Origin of the sequence: Hydrogenophaga sp. ANAO-22, from assembly GCF_042466645.1 — a bacterium.
Classification (GTDB): domain Bacteria; phylum Pseudomonadota; class Gammaproteobacteria; order Burkholderiales; family Burkholderiaceae_C; genus Hydrogenophaga.
The window spans coordinates 1,835,066-1,854,811 of sequence record NZ_CP159956.1; the positions used below are offsets into that span (position 1 = coordinate 1,835,066).

General features: G+C 66.9%; 19 protein-coding genes. All 19 read right to left on the minus strand.

Annotation, left to right across the window (positions count from 1 at the left end):
* Positions 1 to 8 precede the first annotated feature (8 nt).
* Positions 9 to 788, minus strand: coding sequence for an imidazole glycerol phosphate synthase subunit HisF (gene hisF / locus ABSY19_RS08685; RefSeq protein ID WP_382161399.1), 780 nt, complete (start codon positions 786 to 788; stop codon positions 9 to 11).
* An 8-nt stretch (positions 789 to 796) separates the two neighbouring features.
* Positions 797 to 1,537: a 1-(5-phosphoribosyl)-5-[(5-phosphoribosylamino)methylideneamino]imidazole-4-carboxamide isomerase gene (gene hisA / locus ABSY19_RS08690; RefSeq protein ID WP_291121393.1), complete on the minus strand. Its 741-nt coding sequence runs from the start codon at positions 1,535 to 1,537 to the stop codon at positions 797 to 799.
* Positions 1,538 to 1,564: 27 nt separating this feature from the next.
* The gene (gene hisH / locus ABSY19_RS08695; RefSeq protein ID WP_382161402.1) at positions 1,565 to 2,227 is read right to left on the minus strand and encodes an imidazole glycerol phosphate synthase subunit HisH; all 663 of its coding nucleotides are present in this window, start codon (positions 2,225 to 2,227) and stop codon (positions 1,565 to 1,567) included.
* Between the two features lie 13 nt (positions 2,228 to 2,240).
* A complete protein-coding gene (gene hisB / locus ABSY19_RS08700) occupies positions 2,241 to 2,861 on the minus strand; it encodes an imidazoleglycerol-phosphate dehydratase HisB (protein ID WP_382161405.1) in 621 nt (206 codons plus the stop codon).
* Positions 2,858 to 3,946 (minus strand): histidinol-phosphate transaminase, encoded by a 1,089-nt coding sequence (hisC, locus tag ABSY19_RS08705; RefSeq protein WP_382161408.1) that lies wholly within the window; start codon positions 3,944 to 3,946, stop codon positions 2,858 to 2,860. The genes hisB and hisC overlap by 4 nt, the downstream gene beginning before the upstream one ends.
* On the minus strand, positions 3,943 to 5,334 hold the full coding sequence (hisD, locus tag ABSY19_RS08710) for a histidinol dehydrogenase (protein ID WP_382161412.1): 1,392 nt from the start codon (positions 5,332 to 5,334) through the stop codon (positions 3,943 to 3,945). The genes hisC and hisD overlap by 4 nt, the downstream gene beginning before the upstream one ends.
* Positions 5,331 to 5,984, minus strand: coding sequence for an ATP phosphoribosyltransferase (gene hisG, locus ABSY19_RS08715; protein ID WP_291118472.1), 654 nt, complete (start codon positions 5,982 to 5,984; stop codon positions 5,331 to 5,333). The genes hisD and hisG overlap by 4 nt, the downstream gene beginning before the upstream one ends.
* Positions 5,981 to 7,261: a UDP-N-acetylglucosamine 1-carboxyvinyltransferase gene (gene murA, locus ABSY19_RS08720; protein WP_382161415.1), complete on the minus strand. Its 1,281-nt coding sequence runs from the start codon at positions 7,259 to 7,261 to the stop codon at positions 5,981 to 5,983. The genes hisG and murA overlap by 4 nt, the downstream gene beginning before the upstream one ends.
* A gap of 8 nt (positions 7,262 to 7,269) precedes the next feature.
* Entirely contained in the window at positions 7,270 to 7,515 is a 246-nt protein-coding gene (locus tag ABSY19_RS08725) for a BolA family protein (protein ID WP_291118478.1), read from the minus strand.
* Positions 7,516 to 7,524: 9 nt separating this feature from the next.
* Positions 7,525 to 8,280, minus strand: coding sequence for an ABC transporter permease (locus tag ABSY19_RS08730; protein ID WP_382161418.1), 756 nt, complete (start codon positions 8,278 to 8,280; stop codon positions 7,525 to 7,527).
* A complete protein-coding gene (locus tag ABSY19_RS08735; RefSeq protein WP_382161421.1) occupies positions 8,277 to 9,215 on the minus strand; it encodes an ABC transporter ATP-binding protein in 939 nt (312 codons plus the stop codon). Before ABSY19_RS08735 ends, ABSY19_RS08730 begins: the two co-directional genes overlap by 4 nt.
* 119 nt (positions 9,216 to 9,334) lie before the next feature.
* Positions 9,335 to 9,610, minus strand: a complete 276-nt coding sequence (locus tag ABSY19_RS08740) for an STAS domain-containing protein (RefSeq protein WP_382161423.1) — start codon at positions 9,608 to 9,610, stop codon at positions 9,335 to 9,337.
* A gap of 4 nt (positions 9,611 to 9,614) precedes the next feature.
* On the minus strand, positions 9,615 to 10,244 hold the full coding sequence (locus tag ABSY19_RS08745; protein WP_382161426.1) for a phospholipid-binding protein MlaC: 630 nt from the start codon (positions 10,242 to 10,244) through the stop codon (positions 9,615 to 9,617).
* Positions 10,245 to 10,366: 122 nt separating this feature from the next.
* Positions 10,367 to 11,104 carry a VacJ family lipoprotein gene (locus tag ABSY19_RS08750; RefSeq protein WP_382161428.1) on the minus strand — a complete coding sequence of 246 codons (738 nt, stop codon included), beginning with the start codon at positions 11,102 to 11,104 and terminating at the stop codon, positions 10,367 to 10,369.
* Between the two features lie 109 nt (positions 11,105 to 11,213).
* Entirely contained in the window at positions 11,214 to 11,702 is a 489-nt protein-coding gene (mlaD, locus tag ABSY19_RS08755; RefSeq protein WP_382161431.1) for an outer membrane lipid asymmetry maintenance protein MlaD, read from the minus strand.
* Between the two features lie 15 nt (positions 11,703 to 11,717).
* Positions 11,718 to 12,500 carry a lipid asymmetry maintenance ABC transporter permease subunit MlaE gene (mlaE, locus tag ABSY19_RS08760; RefSeq protein ID WP_297397875.1) on the minus strand — a complete coding sequence of 261 codons (783 nt, stop codon included), beginning with the start codon at positions 12,498 to 12,500 and terminating at the stop codon, positions 11,718 to 11,720.
* Complete coding sequence (locus ABSY19_RS08765) at positions 12,497 to 13,324, minus strand: ABC transporter ATP-binding protein (RefSeq protein ID WP_382161433.1); 828 nt, start codon at positions 13,322 to 13,324, stop codon at positions 12,497 to 12,499. Before ABSY19_RS08765 ends, mlaE begins: the two co-directional genes overlap by 4 nt.
* An 89-nt stretch (positions 13,325 to 13,413) precedes the next feature.
* Complete coding sequence (locus ABSY19_RS08770; RefSeq protein WP_382161436.1) at positions 13,414 to 14,880, minus strand: glutamate synthase subunit beta; 1,467 nt, start codon at positions 14,878 to 14,880, stop codon at positions 13,414 to 13,416.
* 35 nt (positions 14,881 to 14,915) lie between these two features.
* Entirely contained in the window at positions 14,916 to 19,694 is a 4,779-nt protein-coding gene (locus ABSY19_RS08775) for a glutamate synthase-related protein (RefSeq protein ID WP_382161439.1), read from the minus strand.
* Positions 19,695 to 19,746: the final 52 nt, after the last annotated feature.

Below are 19,746 nucleotides of genomic sequence, written 5' to 3' on the forward strand. Positions count from 1 at the left end.
AAGGAGGCTCAGCGCCGAACCGGGATGCCGCGTTCGGCCATGCGCGCCTTGGCCTGCGCCACGGTGAACTCGCCGTAGTGGAAGATGCTGGCGGCCAGCACGGCGTCCGCCCCACCCTGTTGCACGCCATCGGCCAGGTGGTCGAGGTTGCCCACGCCCCCCGAAGCGATCACCGGCACGCTCACCGCGTCGGCCACCGCACGGGTCAGCGCCAGATCGAAGCCGGACTTGGTGCCATCGCGGTCCATGCTGGTGAGCAGGATCTCGCCGGCACCGAAGTCGGCCATTTGAGAGGCCCAGGCCACGGCGTCCAGGCCGGTGTTCTTGCGCCCACCGTGGCTGTAGACGTCCCAGCCTTCGCCGCGCTGGGCCAGGTCGTCGCCCTGGCGGCGCTTGGCGTCGATCGCGACCACGATGCACTGCGCACCGTACTTGTCCGACGCGTCGCGGATCACCTGCGGGTTGGCGATCGCAGCCGAGTTGAAGCTGGTCTTGTCGGCGCCGGCATTGAGCAGGCGGCGGACGTCTTCCACCGTGCGCACGCCACCACCCACCGTGAGCGGAATGAAGACCTGCGAAGCGACGGCCTCAATGATGTGCAGGATCAGGTCCCGGCCATCGGAGGTGGCGGTGATGTCCAGGAAAGTGAGTTCGTCGGCACCCTGCTCGTTGTAGCGGGCGGCGATTTCCACCGGGTCGCCCGCATCGCGCAATTCCACGAAGTTGACGCCCTTGACGACGCGGCCGCCGGTGACGTCCAGGCAGGGAATGATGCGCTTGGCAAGCATGGGCTGCGTTATCCGTTCAGGTCGTCAGCCAGCTGCTGCGCGGCCTCGAAGTCAAGGTCGCCGCTGTAGATCGAGCGGCCACAGATCACGCCTTCGACGCCTTCGTCTTCCACGGCACACAGCGCGCGGATGTCTTCCAGATTGGACAGGCCGCCCGAGGCGATCACGGGAATCGACAGCGCCTGTGCCAGCTTGACGGTGGCCTCGATGTTGATGCCCGAGAGCATGCCGTCGCGGCCGATGTCGGTGTAGATGATGCCTTCGACGCCGTAGTCCTCGAACTTCTTGCCCAGGTCCACCACCTCGTGGCCGGTGAGCTTGCTCCAGCCATCGGTGGCGACCTTGCCGTCCTTGGCGTCCAGGCCCACGATGATGTGGCCGCCGAACGCCGTGCAGGCGTCTTGCAGGAAGCCCGGGTTCTTCACCGCCGCCGTGCCGATGATCACGTAGCGCAGGCCGGCGTCCAGGTAACGCTCGATGGTGTCGAGGTCGCGGATGCCTCCACCCAGCTGCACGTCCACTTCCGAACCCACCTCCTTGAGGATGGCGCGGATCGCCTGCTCGTTCTTGGGCTTGCCGGCAAAGGCACCGTTGAGGTCCACCAGGTGCACGCGGCGCGCACCCTTGTTGACCCAGCTGCGGGCGATGGCCGCCGGGTCTTCGCCGAACACCGTGGATTGGTCCATGTCGCCCTGTTTGAGGCGAACGCACTGGCCGTCTTTCAGATCAATGGCAGGAATCAGCAGCATGATGGTGTGGGTGAAGGGCGGATGGACTCAGGGATTCCAGGACAGGAAATTGCGGTAGAGCGCCAGCCCCTGATCGGCGCTTTTTTCCGGGTGAAACTGGGTGGCAAAAATATTATCGCGGGCAATGGCCGCCGCAAAGCGCCCGCCGTAGTCCGCTTCACCCACACTGTGCACCGCCTGGGCAGGCCGGGCGTAGAAGCTGTGCACGAAATAGAAATAGGCGCCGTCCGCGATGCCCGACCACAGCGGGTGGGCCGGGCCCCGGCCCAGTTCGTGGAACACGGGGTTCCACCCCATCTGGGGCACCTTGAAGCGGCTGCCATCGGCCTGCAAACGCCCTTCCAGCTGGAAACGCACGACTTCGCCGGGGATCAGGCCCAGGCCATCGGTCGGCCCTTCCTCGCTGCGGTCCAGCAACATCTGCATGCCGACGCAGACGCCGAACAGCGGTTTGTGGGCGGCGGCGTGCAGCACGGCGTCCAGCAGGCCGGAGGCGGCAAGCTCACGCATGCAATCGCCCATGTGGCCCTGGCCAGGCAGCACCACGCGGTCGGCGTCCAGCACCTCCTGGGCCTGGGCGGTGACGCGCACCTCCACGTCCTGCGCGCGCGCCACGTGTTGCACCGCCTGCGATACCGAGCGCAGGTTCCCGCTGCCGTAGTCCACCACGGCGACCGTCTTGCGTTTCATCGGGGTGAAGAACTCAGAGCGAGCCCTTGGTCGAGGGAATCACGTCGCCCATGCGCGGGTCGCGCTCCAGGGCCATGCGCAGTGCGCGGGCGAAAGCCTTGAACACGGTTTCGGCCTGGTGGTGGGCGTTTTCGCCGTGCAGGTTGTCGATGTGCAGGGTCACGCCGGCGTGGTTGACAAAGCCCTGGAAGAACTCGAAGGCGAGCTGCGTGTCGAAGCCGCCGACCATGCCGCTCTTGAACGGCACGCGCATGTGCAGGCCCGGGCGGCCCGAGAAATCGATCACGACGCGCGACAGGGCCTCGTCCAGCGGCACGTAGGCGTGACCGTAGCGGCGGATGCCTTTCTTGTCGCCCACGGCCTGCGCAAAGGCCTGGCCCAGCGTGATACCCACGTCTTCCACCGTGTGGTGGCCGTCGATATGCAGGTCGCCCTTGGCCTGCACATCAAGGTCGATCAACCCGTGGCGGGCGATCTGGTCCAGCATGTGATCGAAGAAACCGATGCCGGTGGACAGGCTGGCCTGTCCCGTGCCGTCGAGGTTGATGCGCACGCCGATCTGCGTCTCCGAGGTGTTGCGTTGCACTTGGGCCACGCGGTCGGACACGGCGGGGGCGGGAGGCGTCTGGGTCATAGGGCGGTCTGGAGGGCTCGGATCAGCTGGGCGTTTTCCGACGGTGTACCCACCGTCAGGCGCAGACAATGGGTCAGCAAAGGATGCATTCTAGAAACATTCTTCACCAGAATTCCCTGGACCTTGAGCGCATCGAAGCAGCGTTGTGCATCGGGCACACGCACCAGCACCATGTTGGCCTCGCTCGGGAAGGGTGTGACGCCCGGCATGGCCGCCAGCGCGTCGATCAGCAAAGTGCGCTGTTCGCGGATCTGCGAGGCCTGGTCGGCGAATACTTCGGCGTGCTCCAGCGCGAACAGGGCGCACTCGGCGTTGAGCACACTCACGTTGTACGGCGGGCGCAGTTTGTCGATCTCGTGCACCAGCGCCTGCGCACCCACCATGTAGCCGATGCGCACGCCGGCCAGGCCGAACTTGGAGAGGGTGCGCATAAGCAGCACGTGCGCATGGGCCGCCGGCTGGGCGCGGATCTCGTCCAGCCAGCTGTGGCTGGAGAACGGCTGGTAGGCCTCGTCCATCACCACCAGGCCACCGAAACCGGCCGCCTCGGCGATCAGGCGGCGGATGGTGTCCGCGTTCCAGAGATTGGCGGTGGGGTTGTTGGGGTAGGCGATGTAGGTGATGGCCGGCTTGTGCTCGCGCATCGCGGCCAGCATGGCCGGCTCGTCCAGCTCGAAATCGGCCGTGAGCGGCACGCCGACGAATTTCAACCCCTGCAGCTGGGCGCTCATGGCGTACATGACGAAACCCGGCAGGGGGGCCAGGATGGTGGCGCCCGGCAGGTCGCAGCCCATGGCCAGCAGCGAAATCAGTTCATCCGAGCCATTGCCCAGCATCAGGCCGCAGCCCGCAGGCAGGTCGATATGGCGGGCCAGCGCCTGCTTGAGCTCGTCGATGCGGGTGCCGGGGTATCGGTGGATGGCCACCGCGCCCAGGCGCGCGCCCAGCTCCGCCTGCAGGGCGGGCGGCAGGGCGAACGGGTTCTCCATCGCATCGAGCTTGACCATGCCGGTCGAGTCCTGGATGGCGTAGGCGTGCATGGACTGCACGTCCTGGCGGATCGTGTTCAAAGGGTTCTGGCTCATGAGGCACCCCGCATCGGCGGCACGTCCTTGAGCCGCATTTCGGCCGCGCGCGCATGCGCCTGCAGGCCCTCGCCATAGGCCATTTCGGCCGCGATGGCGCCCAAGCTCTGCGCGCCAGCCTGGCTCACCTCGATCAGGCTGCTGCGTTTCTGGAAGTCGTACACGCCCAAAGGCGAGGAAAAACGCGCGGTGCCGCTGGTGGGCAGCACGTGGTTGGGGCCGGCGCAGTAGTCGCCCAGGCTTTCGCTGGTGTACGCGCCGAGGAAGATGGCACCCGCGTGCCGCAGCAGCGGCTCCCAGCGGTGCGGCTCGCTGCTGGACACCTCCAGGTGCTCGGGCGCGATGCGGTTGCTGATTGCGCAGGCCTCTTCCATGTCGCGGGTGTGGATCAGCGCTCCCCGGTCGTTCAGGCTCTTGGCAATGATGGCCGCGCGCGGCATGCCCGGCAGCAGGCGGTCGATCTCGCGCTGCACCGCGTCGATGTAGGCAGCGTCCGGGCACAGCAGGATGCTCTGGGCCAACTCGTCGTGCTCGGCCTGGCTGAAGAGGTCCATCGCCACCCATTCGGCTGGCGTGCTGCCGTCGGCCAGCACCAGGATTTCGCTCGGGCCGGCGATCATGTCGATGCCCACGGTGCCGAACACGCGCTTCTTGGCGCTGGCCACGTAGGCGTTGCCGGGGCCGGTGATCTTGTCGACCTTGGGCACGGTGGCGGTGCCGTAGGCCAGCGCGGCCACGGCCTGCGCGCCGCCGATGGTGAAGGCGCGGGTGACGCCGGCCACGCAGGCCGCCGCGAGCACCAGGTCGTTGCGCTCGCCGCGCGCCGAGGTGCCCGAACCACTGCCGCCGGTGGCCACACTGCCGCGCACCGGCGTGGGCACCACCATGATGATTTCCTGCACGCCGGCCACGTGCGCGGGCACGGCGTTCATGATCAGGCTGGACGGGTAGGCCGCCTTGCCGCCGGGCACGTAGATGCCCACGCGGTCCAGCGGCGTCACTTTCTGGCCCAGCAAGGTGCCGTCTTCGTCTCGGTAGCTCCAGCTTTCGCCGCCGGCCTTCTTCTGCGCTTCGTGGTAGCTGCGCACGCGGCGCGTGGCGGCCTGCAGGGCCTCGCGCTGGGCCGCAGGCAGGCCATCGAACGCGGCCTTGAAGTCGGCTTGCGTCAACTCCAGATCGGCCATGCCGTCCGCCGTCAGGCCGTCGAAGCGCGCCGTGTATTCCAGCACCGCCGCATCGCCGCGCTCGCGCACATCGGCCAGGATGTCGGCCACGCGCTGCTCGATCGCCCCGTCGGTCTCGGCCGACCAATGCAGGCGGGCCGCGAACTGCGCCTCGAAATCCGCGGCGGTGGTGGACAGGCGGGCTGGGCGGGCGGAGAGGCTCATGAGGAGACGGGGTCCTTTTCGATGGCTTGCGCGAAGGCGTCGATGATGGGGCGGATGGCCGCCTGCTTGAGCTTGAGCGAGGCCTGGTTGACCACCAGGCGAGCGCTGATGTCCATGATGCGTTCGACCTCGACCAGGTGGTTGGCCTTGAGCGTGTTGCCGGTGGAGACCAGGTCGACGATGGCGTCGGCCAGGCCGGTCAGCGGCGCCAGCTCCATGCTGCCGTAGAGCTTGATCAGGTCCACGTGCACGCCCTTGCCCGCGAAGAACTCGCGCGCGATGGCGGTGTATTTGGTGGCGACCTTCAGGCGCGAGCCCTGGCGCACGGCCGAGGCGTAGTCGAAGTCGGCGCGCACCGCCACGCTCACGCGGCAGCGCGAGATGTGGAGGTCCAGCGGCTGGTACAGGCCCTGTCCACCGTGTTCGATCAGCGTGTCCTTGCCGGTCACGCCGATGTCGGCACCGCCATATTCCACATAGGTGGGCACATCGGTCGCACGCACCAGCACCACGCGCACCTCGGGGTTGCTGGTCGGCAGGATGAGCTTGCGCGACTTCTCGGGGTCTTCCAGCACCTCGATGCCCGCGGCCTTGAGCAGCGGCAGGGTCTCGTCGAAGATGCGGCCTTTGGAGAGGGCGAGAGTGATCATTTGATGCGTTCGATGTCCGCGCCGATGCCGCGCAGTTTGGCTTCCATCTGGTCGTAACCGCGGTCCAGGTGGTAGATGCGGTCGACGATGGTTTCACCGTCGGCCACGAGGCCGGCGATCACCAGGCTGGCCGAAGCGCGCAGGTCGGTGGCCATCACGGTGGCGCCCGACAGGCGAGGAATGCCCTCGATGATCGCCACCTTGCCGTCCGTCTGGATGCGCGCGCCCAGCCGCACCAGCTCGTTGACGTGCATGAATCGGTTTTCGAAGATGGTCTCGGTCACCTTGCTCGCGCCGTCGGCGATGCAGTTGAGCGTCATGAACTGGGCCTGCATGTCGGTCGGGAAGCCCGGGTACTCGGTGGTGCGGAAGCTCTGCGCCTTCAGACGGCCGGAGGCGCGCACGCGGATGAAGTCGCCACGCGCGTCCTTGCCGGCATCGATCTGGGCACCCGCCTCATGCAGTTTGTCAATCACGGCGTCGAGGTGGTCGGCGCGGCCGTGGCGCAGCACCACGTCACCGCCCGCCGCAGCCACGGCGCACAGGAAGGTGCCGGTCTCGATGCGGTCGGCCACGACCTGGTGCGTGCAGCCGTGCAAACGGTCCACGCCTTGCACATGAATGCGGCTGGTGCCGTGGCCTTCGATCTTCGCGCCCATGGCGATCAGCATCTCGGCCAGGTCGCCGATCTCGGGCTCCTGCGCGGCGTTCTCCAGCACCGTCTCGCCCTCGGCGAGCGCCGCCGCCATGAGGAAGTTTTCGGTGCCGGTGACGGTCACCATGTCGGTGGCGATGCGCGCGCCGTGCAGGCGCGTCTTGCCCGTGGGCAGCCTGGCAACCATGTAGCCGTGCTCGACCACGATCTCTGCGCCCATGGCCTGCATGCCCTTGATGTGCTGGTCCACCGGCCGCGAGCCGATGGCGCAGCCGCCCGGCAGCGACACGCGCGCGTGGCCGAAGCGCGCCAGCAGCGGCCCGAGCACCAGCACCGATGCGCGCATGGTCTTGACCAGCTCGTACGGCGCCTCGGCCTGGATCGGATCGGCCGCCTGCAGCGTGATGCCGCTGCGATCGGCCCGGGTCTGCGTCTGCACACCCATGTTGTCGAGCAGCTTGCGCATGGTGACCACATCCTGCAGACGCGGCAGGTTGTTCAGCGTCACCGGCTCGGAGGTGAGCAGCGCGGCGCACAGTTCGGGCAGCGCGGCGTTCTTGGCGCCGGAGATGGTCACCTCACCCTGCAGGGTGCGGCCGCCGTTGATTCGCAGTTTGTCCATGGGGCGCGTCAGTTACGGGGTTGTGTGGCCCATTCGGCGGGCGTGAAGGTCTTCATCGACAGGGCATGCACCTCGTCGGTCTGGATGCGTCCGCCCAGCGTGCCGTAGACGGCCTGGTGGCGCTTGATCAGCCGCTGGCCCTCGAACGCGGGCGAGACGATCACCGCCGCCCAATGGCGGCCGTCACCAGTGACTTCGAGATGCTCGCAGGGCAGGCCGGCGGCGATGAGGGATTGCAGTTCTTCAGCGGTCATGGGGTTTCGTCAGTGCCGGATCTTGTAGCCGGTCTTGAGCAGGTGCAGCGCGATCGCGCTCACCACGGCCAGCGCGCTGCCTACCAGGGCCAGGCTGATCCAGGGCGACACGTCGCTCACCCCGAAGAAGCCATAGCGGAAGCCGTCGATCATGTAGAAGAACGGGTTGAGGTGGCTCACGCGCTGCCAGAAAGCGGGCAGGGAATGGATGGAGTAGAACACGCCCGACAGGAAGGTCATGGGCATGATGATGAAGTTCTGGAACGCGGCCATCTGGTCGAATTTCTCGGCCCAGAGCCCGGCGATCAGCCCCAGCGTGCCCAGCAGCGCCGCGCCCATGAAGCCGAAGGCCAGGATCCACAGCGGCGCCACCATCGAGGGCTGCGCGAACCACCAGGTGACCAGCATCACGCCCAGGCCCACGGCCAGGCCGCGCACGATGGACGAGCCCACGTAGGCCACGAACCAGGCGCGGTGCGACAGCGGCGTGAGCAGCAGGAACACCAGGTTGCCCATGATCTTGCTCTGGATCAGCGAGGACGAGCTGTTGGCAAAGGCGTTCTGCAGCACGCTCATCATCACCAGGCCGGGCAGCAGGAAGGCGGTGTAGCTCACCGAGTCGTAGACCTGCACCCGGTCTTCGAGCACGTGGCCAAAGATCATGAGGTACAGGATGGCCGTGATGACGGGCGCGGCCACGGTCTGGAAGCCGACCTTCCAGAAGCGCAGCACTTCCTTGTAGAACAGGGTTTGCCAGCCGGTCATGCTGCGACCTCCGCGGGCGAGCTGGCGCGCGGTTGCGCACCAGTGAGGTCCAGGAACACGTCTTCCAGATCGGCCTTGCGGATCTCGATGTCCTCGGGCGAGACGCCCACCTCGCGCAGGCGCGCCAGGATGCGCTCGACCGCCAGCGCGTCGTTGGCCGGCAGCTGCACCACGCGGCCGGTGATGCGGGCTTGCACGGCGAGGTCGATCGGCAGGGCCGCGTCGGTCTTGAAGCGCAGCACGTTGGAGGCCGCACGCGCCAGCAGCGCGGAGGTGGATTCGAGCGCCACCACCCTGCCCTGCTTGAGCATGGCGATGCGGCCGCACAGGGCCTCGGCCTCTTCCAGGTAGTGCGTGGTCAGCAGCACCGTGCTGCCCAGGCGCTTGTTGAGGTCCGAGACGAACTGCCAAAGGGTCTGGCGCAACTCCACGTCCACGCCAGCGGTGGGCTCGTCGAGCACGATCACCGGCGGCTTGTGCACCAGCGCCTGCGCGATCAGCACGCGGCGCTTCATGCCGCCCGAGAGCTGGCGCATGTTGGCCGTGGCCTTGTCGGCCAGGCCCAGGCCTTCGAGCAGTTCGTCGATCCAGGCGTCGTTGCGCTGGATGCCGAAGTAGCCGGACTGGATGCGCAAGGCCTCGCGCACGTTGAAGAAGGGGTCGAACACCAGTTCCTGCGGCACCACGCCGAGCTGGCGGCGGGCGGTGGCGTAGTCGGCCTGCACGTCGGCGCCATGCACCAGCACGCGACCCGAGGTGGCGCGCGCCAGGCCCGCGAGCACGCTGATGAGGGTGGTCTTGCCCGCACCGTTGGGGCCGAGCAGGCCGAAGAACTCGCCGGGTTCGATGTCGAAGGACACCGATTGCAGCGCGTGCAGGTCACCGCGCGGGGTCGAGTAGGTCTTGGAAACGTGCTGGAAGGAGACGGCTGGCATGCGCGGGCGGGACCCATGGGTCACCGGCCACGGGGCAGGACATCTGGCGCCCGCCGGTGAACCGGGTATTTTATGCGCGCCCCTCCCGCCGCGCTGGCGCGGGGTCGCTTGGCCGCGCCTCAGGCCGCGAGCAGTTCGTGCACGCCGTAGAGCGAGGCGAGGTCTTCCAGCCGCCGGGGCCAGCCGCTGACCTGCAAGGCCTTGCCCTGGGTCAACAAGCGGCGGCGCAACTCCAGCAGCACCGACAGCGCCGAGGAGTCGAACACCTGCAACGGGCGGGCGTTGACCACCACCGTGGCCTCCGACTGGCCGGCCAGCTCACCGCCGAGGCGCGCCAGGGTCTGGTCCGCCTCGGCCAAAGTCAGCCGCTCGGGCAATTCAAGCGTGGTAGGCATGGCGTCAGCTGGCCTTGGGGGCCGCACCGCTCTTGTTGCGCTGCGCCAGCGAAGCGATCAGGCCGTCGATGCCCTTGCTGCCGATTTCCTGGGCAAACTGGGTGCGGTAGGTTTCGACCAGCCAGACGCCCAGCACGTTCAGGTCATAGATCTTCCAGCCGGTGGGCGTCTTCTCCATGCGGTAGTCGAGCTGGATCGGATCGCCCTTGCCGCGCACCTCGGAACGCACCACCACCTCGGTGTCCTCGGGCTTGGAGCGCATCGGGCGGAAGCTCAGGGTCTGGTCCCGGACCTCGCCCAACGCACCCGAATAGGTGCGCACCAGCAGGGTCTTGAACTCGTCCTGCAGCTGCTTCTGCTGCTCGGGCGTGGCCTGGCGCCAGTAGCGGCCCACCACCGAAGCGGTCATGCGCGAGAAATTCACGTTGGGCATGATCTTGCTGTCCACCAGCGCGATGATGCGATTCACGTCACCCGCCTGGATGGCCGGGTCGGCCTTGATGGTGGCCAGCACCTCGGCGGACAGGCGCTTGACCATGGCGTCCGGCGCCTCGTCCTGAGCGAGCGCGGGAAGCGAGACAACACCCGCCGCGGCAGACATCAACAGGGCGGCGAGCCAGGAGCGGCGTTTCATCATGTGGTTCCTTTCGAGGCCAGGCGGCCTTGCTGCAGACACCGCAGCGTAGTTCATCCGAGGGCCCGGATTGTGAAGCGGTTCCCCCTCAATCGTTGCGATTCGTATCCGTGTGGCCGTCCTCACTGCTCACCGTCGCCCAGCCCGATGCCCTTGTCGATCAGGTCTTCGATCTGGTTTTGCCGGCGGTTGAGGTAGAAATCGCGCATGAAGCTGTATTTGTCCAGTGCGGCGTCGTCCAGCAGGGTGCCGGCGCGCAGCAGCCCGGCGCGGGTGTCGACCACGCGCAGCGCCATCAGGGAGTTGCGCGTGGGCACATGGTCCACACCCGTCACGGGGTCGCCGACCACGTCCACGATCACGCCCGTGCCGTCGCGCACCGACGAGGGCCCCAGGAGCGGCAGCACCAGGTAAGGGCCCGACGGCGCGCCCCAGCGACCCATCGTCTGGCCAAAATCCAGGCGCGTGCGGGGGATGCCCATTTCACTGGCGATGTCGAGCAAGCCGGCCAGGCCGAACACCGTGTTCACGCTGAAACGCATGAGGTTTTCGGTCGCCTCGCGCGGGCGCAGTTGCAGGCCTGCATTCACCGAGGACCAGAGGTCGCCCAGGTTGCCGAAGAAGTTGCCCACGCCGGTGCGCACCGGGCTGGGCGTGACCTTCTGGTAGGCGGTGGCGACGGGCTTGAGCACCGCCGTGTCCACGGCATCGTTGAACTGGTAGACGCCACGGTTGAACGGTTCGAGCGGATCGCGCGGGTTGGCGTCCGGGCCCGTGGCGCAGCCCGCGATCACTGAAAACGTCAGCGCCAGCGTGGCGCCTTTGCTGACCGCCCCGATGGGGCTGTGAAGGTGTGTCATGTTGTGGGTTCCCCTGGGTTGTGCACCCGGCTGTTGTTTTTGCGAACAGCCTGCATTTTCGGCGCCCCTGGAATGCCTTCGTGAGGGGCGTTGCAAAGCCCCCACAGCGCTATTTCGCCGTTTCGGCTTCCTTGTCGTTGCTGCCATCGGCGGCGCGGCTGAAGAGAAACTGGCTGATCAGGTTCTCCAGGACGATGGCCGATTGCGTCTGGGTCACCACGTCGCCGTCGGCGAAGTTGCGCTCGTCGCCACCCGGCTCGATGCCGATGTATTGCTCGCCGAGCAGGCCACTGGTGAGGATCTTGAGCGAGCTGTCCTTGGGGAAGGCGTAGCGCGATTGCAACTCCAGCCGGATGTTGGCCTGGAAGGTCTTGTCGTCGAAGGTGATGGACTCGACACGACCGACCAGCACGCCGGCGCTGCGCACGGCCGCCTTGGGCTTGAGGCCGCCGATGTTGTCGAAGCGGCCGACCACGTGGTAGGTCTTCTCGAAATTCAGGCTGAGCAGGTTGGCCGACTGCAGCGCGAGAAACAGGATGGCGGCCGCGCCGATCAGCACGAACAGCCCCACCCAGACGTCATTTTTGGAAGTTTGCATGTCCGTCCACTCCAATCAGATGCTGAACATCATGGCGGTGAGGACGAAGTCCAGCGCCAGCACGCTCAGCGAAGCCACCACCACCGTGCGGGTGGTGGCGCGAGAAACCCCTTCGGGCGTGGGATGCGCATCGAAGCCCTGCAGCAGGGCCACGAAGGTGACGGCGAAGCCGAACACCACGCTCTTGATGATTCCGTTGCCCACATCGGCCCAGACGTCCACCCCGCCTTGCATCTGGCTCCAGAAGGCGCCGCCGTCCAGGCCGATGAGCAGCACGCCCACCACCCAGCCGCCCACGATGCCCACAGCGCTGAACACCGCGGCGAGCAGGGGCATGGTGATGACGCCGGCCACGAAACGCGGCGCCAGCACGCGGCGCACCGGGTCCACGGCCATCATTTCCATGGCGCTGAGCTGCTCGCCGGCCTTCATGAGGCCGATCTCGGCCGTGAGCGAGGTGCCGGCACGGCCCGCGAACAGCAGGGCCGTGACCACCGGACCGAGCTCGCGCATGAGCGAGAGCGCCACCAGCAGGCCCAGCGCCTCGGTGGCGCCGTAGCGCTGCAGCGTGTAGTAACCCTGCAGGCTGAGCACGAAGCCGACGAACAGGCCGGAGACGCTGATGATGGCCAGTGAGTGGTTGCCCAGGAAATGGATCTGGTCTCGCACCAGCGAGGGCCGGCGCAGCGCGGCGCCCATCAGCCACACCAGGCGCCCGAACAGGCGGGTGCCATGGCCGATGCCGGCGAGTTGCAGGCGCACCGCACGGCCCACGCGGGCGGGATGCAGGGCATTCATGGGCGTGCTCCCCGTCGGGTGGGGCCGAAATCTTCCAGGAGTTCCGGGCCCGGGTGGTGGAAACGCACCGGCCCGTCGGGCAGGGCGTTGACGAACTGGTGCACCAGCGGGTCCTGGCTGTGCCGCACTTCCTCGGGCGTGCCCTGGGCGGCGATCTTGCCGTTGGCCAGCACGATCACCTGGTCGGCGATGTGGAAGGTTTCGTCGAGGTCGTGCGAGACCACGACGCTGGTCAGACCCATCGCATCGTTGAGTTGGCGGATCAGGCGCGCGGCGGTGCCGAGCGAAATCGGGTCCAGGCCGGCGAAGGGCTCGTCGTACATCACGAGTTCGGGGTCCAGCGCGATCGCGCGCGCCAGCGCCACGCGCCGGGCCATGCCGCCGGAGAGCTCGCTGGGCATGAGGTCGCGTGCACCGCGCAGGCCGACCGCGTTGAGCTTCATCAACACGATGTCGCGCACCATGGCTTCGGGCAGTTGCGTGTGCTCGCGCAACGGAAAGGCCACGTTGTCGAACACGCTCATGTCGGTGAACAAGGCGCCGAACTGGAACAGCATGCCCATGCGCCGACGCGCTTCGTACAGCGCCTTCGGACCCATGGTGGTGACGTCCTGCCCGTCGAACAGGGTCTGGCCGGACTGGCCGCGGATCTGACCACCGATCAACTTCAGCACCGTGGTCTTGCCGCCGCCGGACGCACCCATGAGCGCCGTGACCTTGCCACGCGGCACGGTCAGCGAGATGTTGTCGAGGATGGCGCGCTCGCCGTAACCGAAGGTCAGGTTGCGCAGTTCGACCAGAGGGAGGGTGGAGTCGGTGGGCATCAAACAAAAACCGGGCAGTTCAGCGCCCGGTTTTTGGATGATACGGGATTCAGGGGTAAACCCTCGACGCCGTTTTGTTTCGATTAATGTCAGCGAGGCAGGTCGGAGAAGCCCATCAGGAATTCGTCCACCGCGCGCGCGGCCTGGCGGCCTTCGCGGATCGCCCACACCACCAGACTCTGGCCACGGCGCATGTCGCCAGCGGCGAACACCTTGGGCACGTTGGTCGCGTAGCCACCCGTGAAGTCGGTGCTGGCCTTGGCGTTGCCGCGCGCGTCCTTCTCGACACCGAAGCCGTCCAGGATGGTGGCGACCGGGTTCACGAAGCCCATGGCGAGCAGCACCATGTCGGCCTTGTAGGTCTTTTCCGTGCCGGGGATCTCGACCAGCTTGCCGTCCTTCATCTCGACGTGCACGGTCGTGAGGCCGGTGACCTTGCCTTTTTCGCCGATGAATTCCTTGGTGGAGATGGCGAACTCGCGCACGCAGCCTTCCTCGTGGCTGGAGCTGGTGCGCAGCTTGAGCGGCCAGTAGGGCCACACCAGGGGCTTGTTCTCTTCTTCCGGCGGCTGCGGCATCACCTCGAACTGCGTGACGCTGACCGCGCCGTGGCGGTTGCTGGTGCCCACGCAGTCGCTGCCGGTGTCGCCGCCGCCGATCACGATGACGTGCTTGCCGTCGGCGCGCAGCTGGCCCTTGAGCTTGTCGCCGGCGTTGACCTTGTTCTGCTGCGGCAGGAACTCCATCGCGAAATGGATGCCGTCGAGATCACGGCCGGGCACAGGCAGGTCACGGCTCTGCTCGGAGCCGCCGGTCAGCAGCACGGCATCGAAGTCCTTCTGCAGTTGCTCGGGCGTGACGGTTTCCTTGGCCCAGTTCGTGACCTTGCTGCCCTTGGGCAGGGTGCCGACCATGACGCCGGTGCGGAACACCACGCCTTCGGCTTCCATCTGCTTGACGCGCAGGTCAATGTGGCTCTTCTCCATCTTGAAGTCGGGAATGCCGTAGCGCAGCAGGCCACCGACGCGGTCGTTCTTCTCGAACAGGCTCACGTCGTGGCCGGCGCGCGCGAGCTGTTGTGCCGCGGCCATGCCGGCCGGGCCCGAACCCACCACGGCGATCTTCTTGCCGGTCTTGTGGCGCGGCGGCTGCGGCTGCACCCAGCCTTCGGCCCAGGCGCGGTCGATGATGGCGTGCTCGATCGACTTGATGCCCACGGCATCGTCGTTCACGTTCAGCGTGCAGGCGGCCTCGCAGGGCGCGGGGCAGATGCGGCCGGTGAACTCGGGGAAGTTGTTGGTGCTGTGCAGCACGGTGATGGCGTTCTGCCAATCACCCTGGTACACGAGGTCGTTGAAGTCCGGAATGATGTTGTTGACCGGGCAGCCGCTGTTGCAGAACGGCGTGCCGCAGTCCATGCAACGCGCGGCCTGGACCTTGGATTGCGGCTCATTGAGGCCGACGACAAATTCCTTGTAGTGCTTCAGGCGCTCGGGCACGGGCTTGTAGCCCTCTTCCAGACGCTCGTATTCCATGAAGCCGGTGACTTTTCCCATGATGCGATTCCTTCGTGTTCGTGCGTGCGGCGGGCTTACTTGGCGGGCGCCGTGGCTGTTTTCGCCGTGGTCTGGGCCTTGGTGGTGACGACGGCGGCGGCCTTGCGGGCGTGGATCTCGCCCAGGGCGCGCTTGTATTCGTTCGGGAACACCTTCACGAACTTGCCGCGCGACTGCGCCCAGGTGTCGAGCAGTTCGCGCGCGCGTTTGCTGCCGGTCCAGCGGTTGTGCTCCTCCAGCAGCTTCTTGAGCTGCGCTTCGTCGCTCAGGTCGCGGTGCCAGATGGCGCGGTCCAGCGTGGCTTCCTGCTCGGTGGCGGACAGCACCTTTTCCAGGCTGACCATGGCCGTGTTGCAGCGCTTGGCGAAGTCGCCGTCCTCGTCGTACACGTAGGCAATGCCGCCGCTCATGCCGGCGGCGAAGTTGCGGCCGGTCTTGCCCAGCACCACCACGGTGCCGCCGGTCATGTATTCACAACCGTGGTCGCCCGTGCCTTCCACCACCGCGGTGGCGCCCGACAGGCGCACCGCGAACCGCTCGCCGGCCACGCCGCTGAAGAAGGCTTCACCGGTGGTGGCGCCGTACATCACGGTGTTGCCCACGATGATGTTGCGCATGGCTTCGCCGCGGAAGTCGATGCTGGGACGCACCACCACGCGGCCGCCGGAGAGGCCCTTGCCGGTGTAGTCGTTGGCGTCGCCGATCAGGTACAGCGTGATGCCGCGCGTGAGGAAGGCGCCGAACGACTGGCCGCCCGTGCCTTCGAGCTGGATGCGGATGGTGTCGTCCGGCAGGCCTTCGGGGTGCACCTTCGTCACGGCGCCCGAGAGCATCGCGCCCACCGAGCGGTTGACGTTGCGCGCCACCTCGATGAACTGCACGCGCTCGCCCTTGTCGATCGCCGCGCGCGACTTCTGGATCAGGATGTTGTCGAGCGACTTCTCCAGCCCGTGCTCCTGCTGCTGGGTGTGGAAACGCGGCACGTCGGCCGGCACGATCGGCTGCGCCAGCAGGCGGCCGAAGTCCAGGCCCCGCGCCTTCCAGTGTTCGATGCCCTGCTTCATGTCCAGCAGGTCGGCGCGGCCGATCAGATCGTCGAACTTGCGGATGCCCAGCTGCGCCATGATCTGGCGCGCCTCTTCCGCGATGAAGAAGAAGTAGTTCACCACGTGCTCGGGCTTGCCGCTGAACTTCTTGCGCAGCACCGGGTCCTGCGTGGCCACGCCCACCGGGCAGGTGTTGAGGTGGCACTTGCGCATCATGATGCAGCCCTCGACCACCAGCGGCGCGGTGGCGAAGCCGAATTCGTCGGCGCCGAGCAGGGCACCGATCACCACGTCGCGGCCGGTTTTCATCTGGCCGTCGGCCTGCACGCGGATGCGGCTGCGCAGGCGGTTGAGCACCAGCGTCTGCTGCGTTTCGGCCAGACCGATTTCCCAGGGGCTGCCAGCGTGCTTGATGGACGACCAGGGCGAGGCGCCCGTGCCGCCGTCGTGGCCCGCGATCACCACGTGGTCGGCCTTGCACTTGGCCACGCCCGCGGCGATGGTGCCCACGCCGATCTCGGACACCAGCTTGACGCTGATGCTGGAGTGCGGCGCGACGTTCTTCAGGTCGTGGATCAGCTGCGCCAGGTCCTCGATGGAGTAGATGTCGTGGTGCGGCGGCGGCGAAATCAGGCCCACGCCCGGCACGCTGTGGCGCAGCTTGCCGATGTAGTCGCTCACCTTGCCACCGGGCAGCTGGCCGCCCTCGCCGGGCTTGGCGCCCTGCGCCATCTTGATCTGGATCTGATCGGCGCTGTTGAGGTACTCGGCCGTGACGCCGAAGCGGCCCGAGGCCACCTGCTTGATCTTGGAGCGCATGGAGTCGCCCGCCTGCAGCTCGTAGTCCACCTCGAAGGTGTCCTTGCCCAGCAGGTCCGACATGGTCTGGCCCTGCTTGATCGGGATGCCCTTGAGCTCGTTGCGGTAACGCAGGGCGTCCTCGCCACCTTCACCGGTGTTGCTCTTGCCGCCGATGCGGTTCATGGCCACGGCCAGCGTCGCGTGGGCCTCGGTCGAGATGGAGCCCAGCGACATGGCGCCGGTGGCGAAGCGCTTGACGATCTCCGCCGCCGGCTCGACCTCGTCGATCGAGATCGCGGTGCTGGGGTTGATCTTGAACTCGAACAGGCCGCGCAGCGTCATGTGGCGACGGCTCTGGTCGTTGATGAGCTGCGCGTACTCCTTGTACGTGTTCCAGTTGTTCGCTCGCGTGCTGTGCTGCAGCTTGGCGATGGCGTCGGGGGTCCACATGTGCTCTTCGCCCCGGGCGCGCCAGGCGTATTCGCCGCCGGTCTCCAGCATCGTGGCCAGCACCGGGTCGTCGCCGAAGGCGGCCTTGTGCATGCGAATGCCTTCTTCGGCGATCTCGAACACGCCGATGCCACCCACGCGGCTGGCGGTGCCGGTGAAATACTTGTCCACGGTCTCGCTGTTGAGGCCGATCGCCTCGAACAGCTGCGCGCCACAGTAGGACATGTAGGTCGACACGCCCATCTTGGACATGATCTTGGACAGGCCCTTGCCGATCGCCTTGACGTAGTTGTAGATCGCCTTCTCGGCGCTCAGGTCGCCCGGCAGGCCCTGGCTGATCGCGGCCAGGGTTTCCATGGCCAGGTAAGGGTGCACGGCCTCGGCGCCGTAGCCGGCGAGCACGGCGAAGTGGTGCACTTCGCGCGCCGTGCCGGTTTCGACCACCAGGCCGGCGGTGGTGCGCAGGCCTTCACGCACCAGGTGCTGGTGGATCGCGGACAGTGCCAGCAGCGCGGGAATGGCGATCTGCGTGGCGCTGACGGCGCGGTCGCTGATGATCAGGATGTTCTTGCCACCCTTGATCGCGTCCACCGCGCTCGCGCACAGCGAGGCCAGCTTGGCTTCCACGCCTTCGCGGCCCCAGGCCGCGGGGTAGGTGATGTCCAGCGTGTGGCTGCGGAACTTGCCCTGCGTCACGGCATCGATGTCGCGCAGCTTGGCCATGTCGGCGAAGTCGAGCACCGGCTGGCTCACCTCGAGGCGCATCGGCGGGTTGACCTGGTTGATGTCCAGCAGGTTGGGCTTGGGGCCGATGAAGGACACCAGCGACATCACGATCGCTTCGCGGATCGGGTCGATCGGCGGGTTGGTCACCTGCGCGAACAACTGCTTGAAGTAGTTGTAGAGCGGCTTGTTCTTGTCGGAGAGCACGGCCAGCGGGCTGTCGTTGCCCATGGAGCCGATGCCCTCTTCGCCGTTGGCGGCCATCGGGCTCATCAGGAACTTGATGTCTTCCTGCGTGTAGCCGAAGGCCTGCTGGCGGTCCAGCAGCTCGGGCGCCACGCGCTCGACACCCGCGGACTGCGGCTCGGTGGCGGTGATGCGCTGCTCTTGCGCGGACTCGCCGGCCACCGGCGTTTCCACGTCATCGAGGCGGATGCGCAGGTTGTCGATCCACTGCTTGTAGGGCTTGCTGTTGGCGAGGTTGGCCTTGAGCTCCTCGTCATCGATCATGCGGCCCTGTTCCAGGTCGATCAGGAACATCTTGCCGGGCTGCAGTCGCCACTTGCGCACGATCTTGTTTTCCGGCACGGGCAGCACGCCCGACTCGGAGCCCATGATCACGAAGTCGTCGTCGGTGATGCAGTAGCGCGACGGGCGCAGGCCGTTGCGGTCCAGCGTGGCGCCGATCTGGCGGCCGTCGGTGAACACGATGGAGGCCGGGCCGTCCCAGGGCTCCATCATCGCGGCGTGGTACTCGTAGAAGGCCTTGCGGCGGCCGTCCATGGTGGTGTGCTGCTCCCAGGGCTCGGGAATCATCATCATCACGGCCTGGGCCAGCGGGTAACCCGCCATGGTGAGCAGCTCGAGGCAGTTGTCGAAGGTGGCGGTGTCGGACTGGCTGGCGAAGCTGATCGGGTACAGCTTCTGCAGGTCGGCCCCCAGCACCGGCGAGGACATCACACCCTCGCGCGCCTTCATCCAGTTGTAGTTGCCCTTGACGGTGTTGATCTCGCCGTTGTGCGCGACATAGCGGTACGGGTGGGCGAGCGGCCATTCGGGGAAGGTGTTGGTCGAGAAACGCTGGTGCACCAGACCCAGGGCCGAAACGCAGCGTTCGTCTTCCAGATCACGGAAGTAGGTGCCCACCTGATCGGCCAGCAGCAGGCCCTTGTAGACCACCGTGCGGCTGCTCATGCTGACCACGTAATACTCTTTGCTGTGGGTCAGCTTGAGGCGCTGGATGTTGGCGCTGGCCGTCTTGCGGATCACGTACAGCTTGCGCTCCAGCGCGTCCTGCACGATCACGTCGTTGCCGCGGCCGATGAAGACCTGGCGGATGATCGGCTCCTTCTCGCGCACCGTGGGCGACATGGGCATGTCGCGGTTGACCGGCACGTCGCGCCAACCCAGCAGCACCTGGCCTTCGGCGGCGATCGCACGCTCCATCTCCTGCTCGCAAGCCAGGCGGCTGGCGTGCTCCTTGGGCATGAAGATCATGCCCACGCCGTACTCCCCCGCCGGCGGCAGCACCACGCCCTGGGCCGCCATCTCCTCGCGGTACAGCGCGTCGGGCAGCTGGATCAACAGCCCTGCCCCGTCGCCCATGAGCTTGTCGGCGCCGACCGCACCCCGGTGATCCAGGTTCTCCAGGATCTTCAGACCCTGCTTCACGATGGCGTGGCTCTTCTCGCCCTTGATGTGGGCCACGAAACCCACACCGCAAGCGTCGTGCTCGTGGGAAGGGTCGTACAGACCGTGTTGCTGGAGGTGCTGTTGTTCGGCTGCCGTGGTCATGGCGCTTCCTTCTCGGTTCGTGGGCGTGAATGCAAAAACGGGACTGCGAGCT